13 protein-coding genes and 1 tRNA gene are annotated in these 15717 nt (G+C 48.3%); 6 read left to right on the top strand and 8 right to left on the bottom strand.

Annotated elements, in window-relative coordinates; translation table 11 throughout:
- Entirely contained in the window at nucleotides 1-1914 is a 1914-nt protein-coding gene (locus tag HC229_RS12330; protein WP_191020801.1) for a transglutaminase domain-containing protein, read from the bottom strand.
- A gap of 132 nt (nucleotides 1915-2046) precedes the next feature.
- On the opposite strand from HC229_RS12330, the gene HC229_RS12325 reads away from it, so the two are divergent.
- Together HC229_RS12325 and rpe are read left to right on the top strand one after the other, a co-directional pair.
- Nucleotides 2047-2910, top strand: coding sequence for a sigma-70 family RNA polymerase sigma factor (locus tag HC229_RS12325; RefSeq protein WP_007804760.1), 864 nt, complete (start codon nucleotides 2047-2049; stop codon nucleotides 2908-2910).
- 1089 nt (nucleotides 2911-3999) lie between these two features.
- The gene (rpe, locus tag HC229_RS12320; RefSeq protein WP_191020800.1) at nucleotides 4000-4659 is read left to right on the top strand and encodes a ribulose-phosphate 3-epimerase; all 660 of its coding nucleotides are present in this window, start codon (nucleotides 4000-4002) and stop codon (nucleotides 4657-4659) included.
- A 58-nt stretch (nucleotides 4660-4717) separates the two neighbouring features.
- Here the strand turns inward: rpe and HC229_RS12315 are convergent, their stop codons facing one another.
- Nucleotides 4718-5173, bottom strand: a complete 456-nt coding sequence (locus HC229_RS12315) for a hypothetical protein (protein WP_191020799.1) — start codon at nucleotides 5171-5173, stop codon at nucleotides 4718-4720.
- A 194-nt stretch (nucleotides 5174-5367) separates the two neighbouring features.
- Here HC229_RS12315 and HC229_RS12310 point away from each other — a divergent pair, with 194 nt between their 5' ends.
- From HC229_RS12310 to HC229_RS12300, 3 genes are read left to right on the top strand one after another with little or no spacing between them, the layout of a single operon-like run.
- Nucleotides 5368-5883 carry an RNA polymerase sigma factor gene (locus HC229_RS12310; RefSeq protein WP_191020798.1) on the top strand — a complete coding sequence of 172 codons (516 nt, stop codon included), beginning with the start codon at nucleotides 5368-5370 and terminating at the stop codon, nucleotides 5881-5883.
- A gap of 6 nt (nucleotides 5884-5889) precedes the next feature.
- Nucleotides 5890-6789: a FecR family protein gene (locus HC229_RS12305; RefSeq protein ID WP_191020797.1), complete on the top strand. Its 900-nt coding sequence runs from the start codon at nucleotides 5890-5892 to the stop codon at nucleotides 6787-6789.
- Nucleotides 6790-9291 carry a TonB-dependent receptor plug domain-containing protein gene (locus HC229_RS12300; RefSeq protein ID WP_191020796.1) on the top strand — a complete coding sequence of 834 codons (2502 nt, stop codon included), beginning with the start codon at nucleotides 6790-6792 and terminating at the stop codon, nucleotides 9289-9291. It abuts the gene before it with no gap.
- Here HC229_RS12300 and HC229_RS12295 read toward each other — a convergent pair.
- Complete coding sequence (locus HC229_RS12295) at nucleotides 9288-9935, bottom strand: NAD-dependent epimerase/dehydratase family protein (protein WP_191020795.1); 648 nt, start codon at nucleotides 9933-9935, stop codon at nucleotides 9288-9290. The genes HC229_RS12300 and HC229_RS12295 overlap by 4 nt on opposite strands.
- A gap of 12 nt (nucleotides 9936-9947) precedes the next feature.
- Nucleotides 9948-10373, bottom strand: coding sequence for a helix-turn-helix domain-containing protein (locus HC229_RS12290; RefSeq protein ID WP_191020794.1), 426 nt, complete (start codon nucleotides 10371-10373; stop codon nucleotides 9948-9950).
- Nucleotides 10374-10525: 152 nt separating this feature from the next.
- On the opposite strand from HC229_RS12290, the gene HC229_RS12285 reads away from it, so the two are divergent.
- On the top strand, nucleotides 10526-11128 hold the full coding sequence (locus HC229_RS12285) for a helix-turn-helix domain-containing protein (RefSeq protein ID WP_191020793.1): 603 nt from the start codon (nucleotides 10526-10528) through the stop codon (nucleotides 11126-11128).
- A 491-nt stretch (nucleotides 11129-11619) separates the two neighbouring features.
- Here HC229_RS12285 and HC229_RS12280 read toward each other — a convergent pair.
- The 4 genes from HC229_RS12280 to ftsA all read right to left on the bottom strand — a co-directional run bounded on the left by HC229_RS12280 (nucleotide 11620) and on the right by ftsA (nucleotide 15714).
- A tRNA-Arg gene (locus tag HC229_RS12280) sits at nucleotides 11620-11691 on the bottom strand.
- A gap of 7 nt (nucleotides 11692-11698) precedes the next feature.
- A complete protein-coding gene (locus tag HC229_RS12275) occupies nucleotides 11699-12148 on the bottom strand; it encodes a GatB/YqeY domain-containing protein (protein WP_191020792.1) in 450 nt (149 codons plus the stop codon).
- A 90-nt stretch (nucleotides 12149-12238) separates the two neighbouring features.
- A complete protein-coding gene (ftsZ, locus tag HC229_RS12270) occupies nucleotides 12239-14218 on the bottom strand; it encodes a cell division protein FtsZ (RefSeq protein WP_191020791.1) in 1980 nt (659 codons plus the stop codon).
- Between the two features lie 50 nt (nucleotides 14219-14268).
- Complete coding sequence (ftsA, locus tag HC229_RS12265; RefSeq protein WP_191020790.1) at nucleotides 14269-15714, bottom strand: cell division protein FtsA; 1446 nt, start codon at nucleotides 15712-15714, stop codon at nucleotides 14269-14271.
- Nucleotides 15715-15717: the final 3 nt, after the last annotated feature.

Below are 15717 nucleotides of genomic sequence, written 5' to 3'. Positions count from 1 at the left end.
TTACGGTTTGGAAAAAACGATTTGTTGGTTATAAATGGCGTTCAGGTTTTTCATGAATTCGTTCCACGCCGGAAATTCCGTGGCTTTTATCACGCCGTTCTTGAACGTGAAATTCTTTTTGCAGACGATTTCCTTTTGCGTCTGGGAAAACGTGATCGCTACAGTGTAATCCTTTCCCGCCACCGAAAGGTTTTCCGGAAGCTTGGCTACCTTATATCCGGCCGGGATCTCGAGTGCCACTGACGATTGATAATCCGTTTTATAATCGAATTCATAATCGGTTTTTCGTTCCTTGAAATCGAAACTGCCAAACTCCCTTACAAAATCGAGGTCGACGTAAATCTCTTCGTCAAAACTCGACACCTTGTTGTTGACGGACACTTCGTAATCGATCTTGAGCTGCTGCTCGCGATTGGCGAGGTCGGACGTCACGACGTTGGAGACCAGGATATTTTTGTCGTGTTGGGACAGGAAATTCTGGAGCGCGTCCTGTTTGCGTTCAGATCCGAATCTGTTGTAACCGTAAAGGAATTCAGAAACGCTTTCGCCCAGGAATGTTTTGCTGCACTTTCCTTTGAGCATCGCATCGGCAATAGACAAACGGATCGCAAGCGTTTCCTTGTTCGATTCGATGCCGTTTGACGGAATTTTGTCGATGATGAATTTGTCGCCATCCTCGATCATGACTTCTTTGCCTTGGATACGCTCGGCATTAAGGCCGAATGCGCCGAATTTTTCGGTTCCGTCGAGGTAATATTTCCTGCCTTTGTAGAAAAGCGTGCAGATCATGTGGTTGTCTACCGCCAACGACGGAACGGTGTAGTCGTACGAAATGTGCTTCGTCCCGATCCACGTCAGCCTGGCGTCGAAGCCAGCCGTCTTGAGCATTTGCTTGATCAGGTTGGCCATGCCTTTGCAGTCGCCATAGCGTTTGCTGAACACGTTTTGGGATTCGTCGGGTTTGAAGCCGGCGATTCCGTCCTCGAACGCGATATAGCGGATATTGTCCTGTACCCAATAATAGATGTTGCGGATTTTTTCCTCGTCCGATTTCGCATTGGCGGTCAGCTCGTCTACTTTGCCCTTGAAAGAAGAAGGGTCGTCCTTAACCATGTCCACGAGCGACTTGTACCACGCGTAAAGATCGGCGGAGTTCGAAAACAGGCGGTTTTCCTTTCCGTTTTTGCTGAACGATTTCGCCAAGACTAAAATGTGCGGATACACATACGTCCGGCCGGGAGCGTTGTCGTCCTTGAAGATGGCCGGAACGCCGTCCATGTTATAGGTGTAGATGATGTCGCCGTTGCCTGCAGTGGTTTGGCTTTTCGAAATGTTTTTTCCTTCAAAATTGAATTCGCGCAGTTCGGCATTGAGCCACTTCGGAACGGTAATCACGATTTTTTTGTCGAGCACCGGAAACTCTTCGTTGAAATAAAGCGAGGTAAAGTACTTCACGTCCTTATACGATTTGTCCATTTCGTAATTGTAAATGTAACCCTGGACCGGGAAGTCGACGGCCATGTGTTTTACGCGCGCATCGTTGTAGAACAGGTCGTTGTCGCGATAAAATTCGTCAGTAACACTGAAATTCGCATTCTTTTCGTTCCGATAGCGCACGTTGAAATGCTCGATTTTGGACTCGCTGTCGTAGAACTCATATTTGTGGATGTCCGCGCGATGGCCGATGTTCATTAGCTTTTCGCGGATTTTGCTCAGTACGGTCACTTTCGATCCGTCATCACTGATCCCAAACAAAACCCTGTCCATGCTCTCGAGGATCACAACATCGTCTTTGGTATATTGCGCGCGAAGTTTTTTCGCCAACTCGATATCTTCGGGAGTCGGATCGATATTCTTTTGTGCGGACGCCATTCCGACGCAAAAAATTAACAGGATTTTGACAAGATTTTTCATAAAGAAAATTTTGCGAAATATAGTAAAATCGGCGTGTAAAAAAACTTGTCGACTTTTTTTTACTCGATTGTAACTTTTTGCGGCAACCAACCGTATAAGAACCGTATCTTCTTAAAAAAAGGGAATCATTTCATGAGACAACTTAAAATTACGAAGCAGGTAACCAACCGGGAAACTGCCTCACTAGACAAGTACCTACAGGAAATCGGGAAAGTCGACCTCATTACCGCCGACGAAGAGGTGGAACTCGCACAAAGAATTAAAGCAGGAGACCAGAGAGCACTTGAAAAGCTTACAAAAGCAAACTTGCGCTTCGTGGTTTCGGTTGCAAAACAATACCAAAACCAGGGTTTGACCCTTCCCGATTTGATTAACGAAGGAAACCTTGGACTCATTAAAGCCGCTCAACGTTTCGATGAAACACGCGGATTCAAATTCATCTCTTATGCTGTTTGGTGGATTCGCCAGTCTATTCTTCAGGCTTTGGCCGAACAGTCGCGTATCGTGCGTTTGCCTTTGAATAAAATCGGATCGATCAATAAGATCAACAAGATGTACGCCTTGCTCGAGCAATCGAACGAGCGCCCGCCAAGTGCCGAAGAAATTGCAAAGGAACTCGACATGACGGTAAACGACGTGAAAGAGTCCATGAAAAACTCGGGCCGTCACCTTTCTATGGATGCGCCTTTGGTTGAAGGAGAAGATTCCAACCTTTACGACGTTTTGCGTTCAGGTGAATCGCCTAACCCGGATCGCGAGCTGATCCACGAGTCGCTTCGCACGGAAATCGAGCGTTCGTTGGAGACGTTGACGCCTCGTGAAGCGGATGTCGTGCGTCTTTATTTCGGATTGGGTGACCAGCATCCTATGACGCTTGAAGAAATTGGCGAGACTTTTGATCTGACGCGTGAGCGAGTACGCCAAATCAAGGAAAAAGCGATCCGTAGGTTGAAGCATACCTCGAGAAGTAAAATATTAAAGACTTATTTGGGATAATTTCCCGACAAAGCCGATTTAATTGAAGTACAGTGATAGTAATCCTGAAACAGTTAAATTTAATATTGAAACTTAAATTTCCAAAATAATTAGTATGTTTGGAAAAGAAACAATGACAAAACTCCGCAAGGAATTTTATAGTAACAACAGTCTGATTAACTGTTCGTTTTTTGATTGATGATTGAAACTCCGGCTGATTACCGGAGTTTTTTATTTTATTGGCATAAAAAACTCCAGTCAGTTCGCGCAATGCGCTCGGGTTTCCGGAGTTTTTTATTTTATTGGCATAAAAAACTCCGGTCAGTTCGCGCAATGCGCTCGGGTTTCCGGAGTTTTTTATTTTATGGGCATAAAAACTCCGGTCAGTTCGCGCAATGCGCTCGGGTTTCCGGAGTTTTTTATTTTATTGGCATAAAAAACTCCAGTCAGTTCGCGCAATGCGCTCGGGTTTCCGGAGTTTTTTATTTTATTGGCATAAAAAACTCCGGTCAGTTCGCGCAATGCGCTCGGGTTTCCGGAGTTTTTTATTTATCAAAGGATCATAGTGCGGAGGTTTCGCAAGGCGTTTGTCAGACCTTTGTGTGCGTGCCTTCGCTGTAAATATCTGGCTTGACAATTGGCGTTTCGATTCGGAGATCGAGAAATTTCAGATATCTATCCGATCATGAGCTTTTAAAAACTTTGCCGATTCTAAAGGTTTTCGTGACTGCGTGAATGGTCGGGGTGCTTAACATTTTTGATAGAAAATCTGTAATGGAGATTTCGTGGGAATCCTAAATTTAGGTTGGCGGGTGGGGCGCAATGTCTCAGATTCACGATAGATACAATTCTTGTGCACTCATAAGACATTCGCCCAAATAAAAAAAACAAAAAGGCATCCGCACAGTATTCTCAATGCGATTTCAAATCGAATTTGAAACGCTCTTACTTCGCTCCGTTCGAAATACATTATCATCGGCTCGATTGCCATGCTGACATTCCATCGCCCAAACAAATCATCGCGATACGACTACACAGATTCTGCAATTTTTAAATACAGTATACTCCAAAAGGTTGCCCAAAAGCTTATTTTTACACAAATAACACAACATGAACAACACAATCATAGCACCATCTGTGCTGGCGGCAGACTTCGCCAATCTCCAAAAGGAAATCGAAATGGTCAACGCTTCACAAGCGGATTGGTTCCACATCGATATCATGGACGGCGTCTTCGTCCCGAATATTTCGTTCGGGATGCCCGTTCTCGAAGCTATTGCCAAACACGCCAAAAAACCGCTTGACGTCCATTTGATGATTGTCGATCCGGATCGCTACGTCAAGACTTTCGCCGATTTGGGAGCGAATAACCTCACCGTCCATTACGAAGCCTGTACCCATTTGCACCGCACGCTACAAGCGATCAAAGCTGAGGGCATGAAAGCCGGAGTCGCGTTGAATCCGCATACGCCGGTAGCGCTTTTGGCAGACGTCGTCCAGAATGTAGATTTAGTCTGCCTGATGAGCGTCAACCCGGGTTTTGGCGGCCAGTCGTTTATCGAACATACTTATAAAAAGATCCGTCAGCTCAAAACGATGATAGATGAGGCCGGTGCTACCACGCTGATCGAAATCGACGGTGGTGTGAACGGAAACAACGCCCTGGCGCTTACCGAGGCTGGAGCCGACGTGTTGGTAGCCGGAAATTTTGTATTTCGGGCCGAAAATCCGACGCAAACCATTGCCGATCTCAGGAAGTTATTGTCGTAAACAAAAAAATCCCCTAGTGTTGCTAAGGGATTTTTTTTGCGCTATGGAAATGAAACGATTAGTTGCGTTCCAAAACCAGGTAATCTGACGGGCCGTCGTCGTCGAGATCCTGAAGTTCGATGCGCGTCTCGGAATAGGTCGCGATGTCCCAATCTTCATTTAGCGGACGGAAACTCGCCGGTTCCTGGAAGAAAATATTGAAATCGAGGTTGGAATCTTCCGGAACATCGAAATCGTCGTCTGACACGATCGACCAACTTCCCGTGATAGTTTGACCGTTGCCGTCGACGGCAATTACATTTTCGTTGTTGAACGTAAAGTTGAACCCGGCATAATCGGCAGTCTTGTCGATGCCGTTATCTTCAAAATTGGTAATTCGCCAGGTTCCCTGTGTCGCTACCGCTATTGCCGGCGCCGGATCCTGGTTGGGGCGCGGCCCGTCGTCGTCGCTGCTGCACGATGTCGAAAATAAAGCTGCCGAAGCGATTACTGCTGATAGAAGGAGATTTTTCATGGTCTTAATTTTAAAATTTGGATTTCTGATTCGATTTTGCGAAACGCTGCAGTCGTCCCGTTGGCGATAATGCCGTATTTTTGATGTACGACCATAGAATCCCGACATCGCAAAAAACCCTACCTCAAAAATATTTTTATTCCCGGTAGGGTTTTGCTGTCGTTCAGGGTTAGCTAAGAACAAACGGAAAAATTATGCCCGAAACATGCGAAACATGCGAGCCTAACCTCTTCGCTACATTTTTTAAAAGCCACGAACGACACCTTCGTAACTTCCTGTATTACAAATTCGGGAGTGAGGAACAAGCCAACGACATTGCTCAGGAAGCCTTTATCAAATTGTGGCAGAATTGCGAACGAATTCCTATCGAAAAGGCCAAGTCCTATTTATACACGGTCGCTTTTAAGAAGTCACTTAAGGCAATCGCCCACGAAAAGGTCGTATTGCGTTACGCCAAATCCAAAGCAATGCCCATCGGAACCATTGAAAACCCGGAATTCTTAATGGAGGAAGACCAATTCAAAAACAAATTGCTCTCGGCCATAGAAAATTTGAACGAAACCCAACGCGTTGCCTTCCTGATGCACCGCATTGACAAACTCAAATATGCCGAGATTGCCGAAAAACTTGGAATTTCGGTCAAAGCTGTAGAAAAACGCATCCACCAAGCGATGCAATCCCTGAAACGACAGGTCGAATATCTTAGATAATCTGCTATGAAAAGAGAACATCACCTCGCCCATTTCCTCAACGGGGATTTAAGCGAATCCGAATTGGCCCAAATGAAACAATCGGGCGAACTGGACATCTACCAAAAGATCGCGCTTTATACCGAAGACCTTGAGACACCGTTGTCCGAGAGGCCCGAAATGCTTGACGCCGTACTTTCGGCTCCGAAAAAACAAACCCGGGTTATCCCGATACGACAAACGATGGTCTGGCTATCGGCCGCGGCCTGCATCGCGGTTTTGCTTGGCGTCGGATATTGGATGACGATCGCACGTACCACACAGTTTCGCACAGGTTACGCCCAATTCCAGAACATTACGTTGCCGGACGGATCACGGGTAACCCTGAATTCAGATGCGTCGCTGAATTACAAAAAATTCGACTGGAACGACAACCGCAAGCTGAACCTGGAAGGAGAAGCCTGGTTCAAAGTGGCGAAAGGCAAGCGCTTCTCGGTGGTGACGCCTACGGGAACGGTATCGGTTTTGGGCACGCAGTTCAACGTCAAATCGCGGGAAGGAAAAATGGAAGTCAGTTGCTTTGAAGGAAAAGTCGCGCTGGAATTCCACGGGAAGCGCGCCATTCTTACCAAAGGAAATTCGGTCGTAATCGAAAATGGCCAATGGACAGAAGCCTCAACAGCGTCGGCCGAACCCGAGTGGATGCACCGACAGATCGCGTTCAAATTTGCTTCGATACACGAAATCACTTCGGAATTGCAACGCGTGTACAACATCCGTATCGATTCCAAACTCAGGACATCCAGGACATTCACGGGCGTGATGCCGGCAGACGATCTCGACACCGCGCTGCGCATTCTCGAAACCGCTTTCGACGTGAAGAGATGGGAAACCGCTAAAGGCAGATACACGTTAAAACGGCATTGATTGGATTTTAGGAAACGCCTCTTTGCACTTGCATGCTTCTTCGCCTTGTCCGTATCGGCACAAAACGGCGAGGAACGAATCACGCTGCGCGATTTCCTGCGCCAGCTGGAGGCCGAAAAATCCGTCAACATCGGTTTTATAGACGAAGATATCGCAAATGTCGTCGTCACGCCGGTAAAGGGCGACTTAAAAACAATCGTGTCGGCACTCGAAAAGCAGACGGGTTTGTCGTTTGAATTTATCTCGGATACTTACCTCGTTGTGGGCGATTCCGTGGGCGAAAATCCAATTTGCTTTCTGGTTTTGGACGCCGATTCCTTTCTTCCGATCCCGTCGGCGACGGTCCAGCTTCCGCAGCAAAACCTTCAGAGCGACGATGGCGGAACTTTTTGTATTCCGCAATTTACCGGTTTCGCCGTCACGCATGTCGGATACGAGCCGGTCGTCATCCGATCACGTCCGCGAAATGACAAGATCCTGATGCGCCAATCGACGGAAATGCTCAAGGAAACCCAAATTGTGCATTTTTTGACGCGCGGCATAAAAAACCGTCCCGACGGCAGCTACCACATCAAATCGAAAAACACCGGGCTGTTACCCGGCCTGACCGAACCCGACGTGTTTCAGACATTACAGCAGTTTCCCGGAGCCGTGAGCTTTGACGAGACGATCTCGAATTTGTCGATACGCGGCGGGACGCACGACCAGAACCTGTTTTTATGGAACGGAATGCGATTGTTCCAAACCGGGCATTTCTTTGGGTTGATCTCGGCGCTGAACCCGAATTTGTCCCATTCGGTAACGCTTCACAAAAATGCGACGCCAGCTCAGTTGGGCGATGCGGTTTCCGGAACGGTGGTGATCGAAACGTTGCCGGAAACGGGAAGTTATTTTGAGAATTCCGTCGGGGCGAATATGCTCAACATGGATTTCAACACGGCGTTCAAGACTTCCGACAGAACGAGCTGGCAGTTCAGCGGCCGGCGTTCCACTACGGACTTTTTCGATTCGCCAACGTACCGAAGTTACTTCAAACGCATTTTCCAGAATACGAAAGTCACAAACCTTTTTCTCGACCAGGAAGTCGACTATAAAAGTTCCGAAAAGTTTTATTTTTACGATTTTACGGGACAGTTTAGACAAAAGATCGGGAACCGTTCCGAACTCCAGGTCAATTCGATTTTCATCGAAAACGAGCTCGAAGTCTTCCAGCGGCTTACCGGAAACAATGCCACGAACGATGAAGAAAGCGAACTCAAGCAACAATCCCTGGCCGCCAACGCCATTTTGCGCACCGATTGGAACGGGCGTCACCATACCAGCTTCTCGGTGTTTGCGACGCGTTACCGTGTGGATTCGGAAGACCGCTCGATCGAGGTCGGGAACCGCATCCTGAACCAGCGCAACGTCATCATCGAGAAAGGACTCACCGCACGTCATACGGTCACTTTTTCTGAAAACCTGAAAGTCAAGACCGGTTATCATTTGAACGAAACCGGCGTTGTCGACGAAAACTCCGACAACTTCGGACAGGACGAGGAATCGAGCCGCTTTTTGACGTCTCATGCGCTATTTGCCCAATCGGAATGGAAATGGAAAAAGTGGTTCCTTTTTGGAGGTGTGCGCCAAAATTTCTATCAAACTTTAAACCGATACCGCACCGAGCCCCGGTTGGTAGCCACTTACGATGCGGGAAAAGGTTTGGAAATCTCGGTGCTTGCGGAGATGAAAAGCCAGACGGTGCAGCAAACCGTCGATCTTCAGCAGGATTTTTTCGGATTGGAAAAAAAGCGATGGACCGTCGCCGACAACCAGGCCAACCCGTTGATTACTTCGCGCCAGGCGTCGTTGGCAATCCTCTATCGGAAAAATCGCTGGCTACTGTCGGCTGAACCGTTTGCAAAAAGGGTAAGCGACATCAGCAGCCGCAGCCAAGGCTTCCAGAACCAGTTCGAGTTTGCCGAGGCCATTGGCGGTTACAGCGTCTACGGAGCCGAACTTCTCGTGCAGAAACAGTGGCGAAATTTGACGACATGGCTAAATTACCAATACAATCGCAACGAGTACGATTTCAAGTCGTTTTCTCCGTCTGTTTTCCCGAATGTGTATAGTATTCCGCACGCATTCAGGGCCGGCGCGATTTACGACGACCTCAAATGGCAGTTTGCTTTGGGCGCCAATTGGTATTCTGGCAAGTATTATACTGAAACGGCTTCTCCGATCCCGATTTTCGACGAAGACCAAAATCTTGCGATTGCCTACAAAGAACCGAATACCGCACGATTGGACGATTACTTTCAGGTGAATGCTTCGGCAGGATTCACGCAATCATTGTCCGCCAAGGCAAAACTCAAGATCGGCGCATCGGTGCAAAACGTACTAGGCGCGCAAACGAGCATCAACCGAAGCTATCGTATCAATTCGATTGACGCGACGATACAACAGGTCAATATCTCGTCTCTGGGACGGACGTTCAACGGCTTCGTCCGGATTTTCTTCTAAGAGTTCGCTACGATTCGGATGTCCGCGACTTCGAGTATATGTCGCGAGTACCCTTTCGAGGTGGCCTTTATCATCGCTCTCCCGACATCTCCAACCGATAACACTGATTTTGGCGCAATGAATTTCATCATTTTTCCCATCCACTCGTAGAGGGTTTTCCAGTTTTTCTGGCCTTTCATCGGAAGCATGACGCCCGGCCTGAAATTGTAGACCGCCTTGAATGGCAACCGCATGAGGTCGTTTTCGGTTTTTCCTTTGACGCGCGCCCACATCAGGCGAGCGCTTTCCGTGCTGTCTGTATGGCTTCCCGAGACGTAGTGAAACACCGAATTCGGGTTGGCATCCAGAAACGCTTTTGCGAACGACAATGTAGTGTCATACGTGATCCTCTTGTATTTTTCCTCTCCCATTCCTATCGAGCTCACTCCCGAGCAAAAGAAACAGGCGTCGTAACCGCGAATCTCATGTTCGCGCTCGCCTAGCCTGAAAAAATCTGGGACGACCAACTGACTTAACTTCAAGTGTTGCCTGTCGTCATGCTTTCGGTTGATCGTCAACACTTTTGAGACTTCATCGTTTTGCAGGCATTCGAGCAACACGCCTTCTCCCACCATTCCTGTTGCTCCCGTTACTATCACTTTCATGTGTTATGACTTTTATTTGATATGGTTCAAATGGAAGATTTTTTCCAGATGACTGTATTTTTCCTGCTCCGTTTCCAACAACCGTTCATAAAGCGACTGTTTCTCGGCATGCAGCCGATTGTTGGCCTCGAATAGCTCGAACAGGTACCGGAACAGGATGTTGTGATCGATCGTCGCAGCGGTCGCAGTCGGTTCTACCGATTTTTCCAGGTATTCGAGGATTTTCGCTTCGTCGAAATTCCGGATGATCTCGGGATTCACATTAAGTGCTTCAGCAACCGATCTTAGCTTTTCCTCGTCGACCTTCGCATTTTTCTCGATAATGGATACCGACTGCTGACTGAGTCCCAACGAGAAGGCCAGCGTTTCCTGCTTGACGCCAAGCAGTTCGCGCACACGGCTGATATTGCGTCCGATATGTCGTTCAACTGCGTGCACGAGCTTTGATTAAAGTTAGGGATTGTTAGGAGATTATCGGCAAAAAGATAATGGGCAATTTGATTATCTTCGTAGTTACCTGATTGCAAATTTACAATACAAAGTTTATAACCTCACAGAAATTGGTATTTTGTGAATAACTATTTTTCGCCATGCAACACGACATCTCAGCCGAAAACGTAAAGTTCATCCGTAAAAAATTCAAGGAAACCCAGGCGGAATTCGCCAAGCGCATCGGATTGAGCCGGGAATCGATTGTCAAATACGAAAAAGGTTCGCCGATTCCGGAAAACAGGCGCTCTTTGTTCAGGGCGCTTCTCGCCGAGATCAAGGAAAACGACGGAACCAAAAATCTCGTACCGTATTTCAATGCGGAATTTGGGGATGACGTCGACAAGGTTTCCGAGCAACGTCCGACGCTTCGTCCGGATTACTTCATGGACATTCCTGAATTTGCCGGCTGCACTGCGTTCCGGACATATTCCGACAGCATGGAAAGCAAGATTAAGAGCGGTAGCATCCTATTCGGCACCAACATCGAAGCATGGCGCCAACATCTCGAATACGGCCAAATCTATGGGATCGTATGCGACGACGGCAGAAAATACCTCAAATATATCAGGCGCGATCCCGTGAATCCCTTTTCGAATTTCCTGTTGCAGTCTGAAAATCCCGCTTATGATGATTTTTCGATCCCGAAAGATGTCATCCGATCGATTTGGCTGATCAATGGGTGGCTGAATAAGCAGACGTGATTGGTGAGTGATAAGGTTCTAGCGATCTATTGTACATTTTATTTCCCTGCGCTACAAACATTTCGTTTGCGAACCTAGATTTTTTGAATTTTCGGACAACCAAGGACGTTCCGCCAACTTATTCCAAAACGCTGTGACGCTTTCTATTTTAAAGAATAGTTACGATGCTGGCATTTGCTAAAAGGCGCCGCGCGTATGGATAACGCAACGACAATATTTTTGATCAAACGAGCACTAGTAAATGATCGTGTATTGGATTTGTTCGCTTACAACCGCTGTCGGAATTGCGCTACAACAATGCGATCCAAAACCAAGTATGCTGCTACAAACGGCGGAGCGGTCGGGATTCGCGAAGAACCGATATCGGAATCATGAATGAGGACTGCGCTACGCACGGTCCTTGAGAGCTCCGCTGTCAAAGTGAAAAGGGTAAGCCCCACACAGCTGAAGCGGAGCTTGGCTGTGTGGGGCTTACCCTTTTCACTCTTTCGTGATCCCGAGAGGACTCGAACCTCCATCATCAGAACCGGAATCTGACATTCTATCCGTTGAACTACGGGACCTTTTATTTTACGCCAAAAGACGCTTTACTACCAAGGAGATGGTTTTGCCATCTGCCTGCCCGGCTAATTTTTGGGAAGCCAGCCCCATTACTTTACCCATATTGGCCATTCCGCCGAGGTTGCCTTCCGAAATGATTTTCTCGACGACGATCTCGATTTCCGCTTCGGACAATTGAGCCGGAAGGAATTTTTCGATGACGGCCGCCTGATCGATTTCAGGTTGCGCAAGATCGGCACGGCCCTGTTCGTTATAGATCGCAGCACTGTCCTTGCGCTGCTTGACCAAACGCTGTAATATCTTGATTTCCTCGTCCTGGCTGAGTTCCTCTTTTGCACCGCTCTCGGTCTGAGCCAAAAGGATAGCCGACTTTACTGCGCGCAGCGATTCCAAAGCGACGGTATCTTTTGCACGCATCGCATTTTTGATCTCTTCGGTAATCTGGACCTGTAGACTCATGGTACTCTTTTTTAGGTGGTGCGAAGGTAAAAAAAATAACCCGAAAACTCTTGTGGATTTTTCGGGTTAAAAAAGAAAAAATGGTTTTGGTTAGTCTACATTGTCGTGTAGAAAAGAGTTGTTCGACCGCAACTGCAAATCGTCGTTGCTGTCGGTTCCGAGCGACATGCGTGAATTGCCATTGTTGATCGGATTTGAACTTATGTCTATGCCGGAGCGCTTGTACGCCGGCTCTTTCTCAAATTCGTCAATGCGCGCATTGTGGAACTTGTAATTGAACTCCTTCAATTTGCGTCTTCTCTCGTCGGCGCGGTGTTTCAAAGTTTCCTCGATCGACATTTCGAGCGGGGAAACCTCTTCATAAGCCGAGCTGAAGTTCGATGTCGGAATTTGAGTTTCGACGTGCTTCATCTGGATATCCAGTTCCGGTTCGGTCGGCGCTACGGGAGCGCTCGCCGCTGGTTTGGAGTCCATTAGGCTTTTTTCGACTTCCATATATTCTTCAAGCGAATACTTGACAATACCGGTCTCGTTGAGCTCCGTGACCGGAACTACGTGAACCGCCTCGTTTACTTTGATATCGCGCGTTTCCTGGGTGAGGTCGAATACGATTTTATCTTCTGTAACGATATTCGACTGGATCGGAAGGTCGAAAGAAAAAGCAGCCTGCTCCTCTTTTACGAAAACCGGATCCTGGACTTTCATCTCCTTAACCTCTGGCGTCGTCATGAAAAAATCGAAGTCCTTAACGGCCGAAACGACTTCAAACGTAACGTCGAGGTTCTTGATGAATTCCGACGTCGGGACCAGGTCCATCTCAAAAACAGGACGCGGTGGCGCAACCGGGGCCGCGATCTCTACCTGTGCAATCGGAGCAGGAACGATAACCGGTTCCTCTTCGGTCAATTCAAAAACGACCTTTTCTACGATATCTTCAACGGAATTGTGAGGAGCGCTTTCCTCAACTTTCAAAAAATCAACCGACGGCAGGACGTTTCCCTTAGAAAGATTGTGCTCCATTTTTTGTTCGCCGTCGAGCGAATGGATGATGCGTTTTGGTTCCGTATTCACGATCTGGGTTTGCTGTTCGATGTTGAAACCCGTAGCAATTACGGTCACGGCTACAGATTCGCCCAACGTTTCGTCCTCGCCCACACCCATGATGATGTTTGCGTTGTAACCGGCTTCCGATTGGATATAGTCGTTGATTTCGCCGATTTCGTCAATCGTGATTTCACTGGTTCCGGACACGATCAAAAGCAAGACATTCTTCGCTCCTGCGATTTTATTGTCATTCAAAAGAGGGGAATCCAAAGCGGCAACGATCCCTTCTTTCGCGCGGTTTTCACCCATTGCCACAGCCGATCCCATAATGGCGGTCCCGGAGTTCGACAATACGGTTTTCGCATCTTTCAAGTCGATGTTTTGCGTGTAGTGGTGCGTGATGACCTCGGCGATTCCGCGGGAAGCGGTGGCCAAAACCTCGTCGGCTTTCGAAAACCCGGCTTTGAAGCCAAGGTTTCCGTAAACTTCGCGCAATTTATTGTTGTTGATCACGATAAGCGAGTCGACTTGCTTGCGCAGACGTTCCACGCCCTGGAGCGCTTGTTCCTGGCGGACTTTCCCTTCAAACTGGAACGGGATGGTCACGATTCCTACGGTAAGGATATCTTTTTCCTTTGCCAATTGCGCGATCACAGGAGCCGCACCGGTCCCCGTACCACCGCCCATACCGGCCGTGATGAATACCATTTTGGTGTTGCTGTCGAGCATTTTCTCGATCTCCGCAACCGATTCTATAGCCGATTGTTGCCCAACCTCAGGATTTGCCCCGGCGCCCAAACCTTCCGTAAGGTTCACACCCAATTGGATCTTGTTCGGAACCGGGCTGTTGCCCAACGCCTGGGAATCGGTGTTACAAACGATGAAGTCAACACCCTTGATGCCCTGCTTAAACATGTGGTTGATGGCGTTGCTTCCGCCGCCTCCAACTCCTATTACCTTAATGACATTCGACTGATTTTTTGGTAAGTCGAATGAAATGCTTCCGAATTCTGAGTTGCCTGTCATACTATCTGCTATTTAATTCTTGCTTTGTTTTTGTTTTGTTGCCGTTTTGGTTATTCGGCGTTGTCGAGGAATTCCTTGATCTTTTCGACGTATTTGTCAAAGAACGAACGCCTGATCTTGCCTTCGGTCGTTTGAGGCTCGCGCTTCACTTCGACATCGACGACTTCCATCCGTTCGAGGATTTTCTCCTCTTTGACCGGTTCCGGCTGGGCGAACACAGGCGGTTGGGCTTGGGTCGGCTGCTGATATTGGAACGGGTTGGCCTGCTGAACCGGCTGTTGCCTGAACACCGGCTGCACGATTTGCTCCATCTGGACGCGGACCGCACTTTGAGTTCTGTTATTCACGCTGTTCATGACAAGTCCGACTGCCGTCGCATACATCGGTGACGAAATGTCCTCGCTTGAATTCCCGGCCAGGTGCTCGTTCGGATACCCGATACGCGTATCCATCCCGGTAATGTATTCCACCAATTGCTTGATGTGCTTCAATTGTGATCCGCCTCCGGTCAATACGATTCCCGCGATGAGTTTCCTGCGCGGATCTTCGTGCCCGTAAGCTTTGATTTCGGCAAAAACCTGCTCGATGATTTCCACTACTCTCGCGTGGATGATTTTCGACAAGTTCTTCAACGAGATTTCCTTCGGCTCGCGACCGCGAAGACCCGGAATCGAAACGATCTCGTTGTCTTTATTTTCGCCCGGCCATGCCGATCCGAATTTCACTTTCAGCAATTCCGCCTGCTTTTCGATGATCGAGCAACCTTCCTTGATATCTTCCGTAATGACATTCCCGCCGAATGGGATGACCGCCGTATGACGGATGATGCCATCTTTGAAAATCGCCAAATCCGTAGTGCCGCCACCGATATCGATAAGCGCAACTCCGGCTTCTTTTTCTTCCTGGCTCAAAACAGCGTCGGACGAAGCCAGCGGCTCCAGCGTCAAGCCCGAAAGCTCGATTCCGGAACTCTGCACGCATCTTCCGACATTGCGGATGGACGAAGCCTGGCCGACCACGACATGAAAGCTCGACTCCAAACGACCGCCGTACATGCCGATCGGTTCCTTGATCTCGTGCTGACCGTCGATCTTAAATTCCTGGGGCAAAACGTGGATGATTTCCTCACCCGGAAGCATGGCCAGCTTATTCACCTGGTCGATGAGCAATTGTATGTCTTTATCGCCGATGACCTCGTCGGGATTGTTCCGCGACACGTAATCGGTGTGTTGGATGCTGCGGATGTGCTGACCCGCAATTCCCACGACGACGTCTTTGATTTTGTAACCCGAATTCGCCTCGGCCTCCATCACCGCTTGCTGGATGGATTGTATCGTTTGGGTGATGTTGTTCACCACGCCTCGCGCCACGCCAAGACTTTTGGATTTCCCCATTCCGAGGATCTCGAGTTTGCCGTACTCGTTTTTCTTACCGATCATGGCCACGATCTTCGTCGTCCCGATATCCAACCCTACTGCAATGTTCTCTTTTTCCATATC

This window comes from Flavobacterium selenitireducens, from assembly GCF_014748335.1.
In the GTDB taxonomy this organism is placed as follows: Bacteria; Bacteroidota; Bacteroidia; order Flavobacteriales; family Flavobacteriaceae; genus Flavobacterium; species Flavobacterium selenitireducens.
This window is presented reverse-complemented; position numbering and strand designations above follow the sequence as displayed.

Excerpts from the sequence above, each read along its gene's own strand:
- HC229_RS12330 (WP_191020801.1), bottom strand. The coding sequence starts at position 1,914 with ATGAAAAATCTTGTCAAAATCCTGTTAATTTTTTGCGTCGGAATGGCG.
- HC229_RS12325 (WP_007804760.1), top strand. The coding sequence starts at position 2,047 with ATGAGACAACTTAAAATTACGAAGCAGGTAACCAACCGGGAAACTGCC.
- rpe (WP_191020800.1), top strand. The coding sequence starts at position 4,000 with ATGAACAACACAATCATAGCACCATCTGTGCTGGCGGCAGACTTCGCC.
- HC229_RS12315 (WP_191020799.1), bottom strand. The coding sequence starts at position 5,173 with ATGAAAAATCTCCTTCTATCAGCAGTAATCGCTTCGGCAGCTTTATTT.
- HC229_RS12310 (WP_191020798.1), top strand. The coding sequence starts at position 5,368 with ATGCCCGAAACATGCGAAACATGCGAGCCTAACCTCTTCGCTACATTT.
- HC229_RS12305 (WP_191020797.1), top strand. The coding sequence starts at position 5,890 with ATGAAAAGAGAACATCACCTCGCCCATTTCCTCAACGGGGATTTAAGC.
- HC229_RS12295 (WP_191020795.1), bottom strand. The coding sequence starts at position 9,935 with ATGAAAGTGATAGTAACGGGAGCAACAGGAATGGTGGGAGAAGGCGTG.
- HC229_RS12285 (WP_191020793.1), top strand. The coding sequence starts at position 10,526 with ATGCAACACGACATCTCAGCCGAAAACGTAAAGTTCATCCGTAAAAAA.
- HC229_RS12275 (WP_191020792.1), bottom strand. The coding sequence starts at position 12,148 with ATGAGTCTACAGGTCCAGATTACCGAAGAGATCAAAAATGCGATGCGT.
- ftsZ (WP_191020791.1), bottom strand. The coding sequence starts at position 14,218 with ATGACAGGCAACTCAGAATTCGGAAGCATTTCATTCGACTTACCAAAA.
- ftsA (WP_191020790.1), bottom strand. The coding sequence starts at position 15,714 with ATGGAAAAAGAGAACATTGCAGTAGGGTTGGATATCGGGACGACGAAG.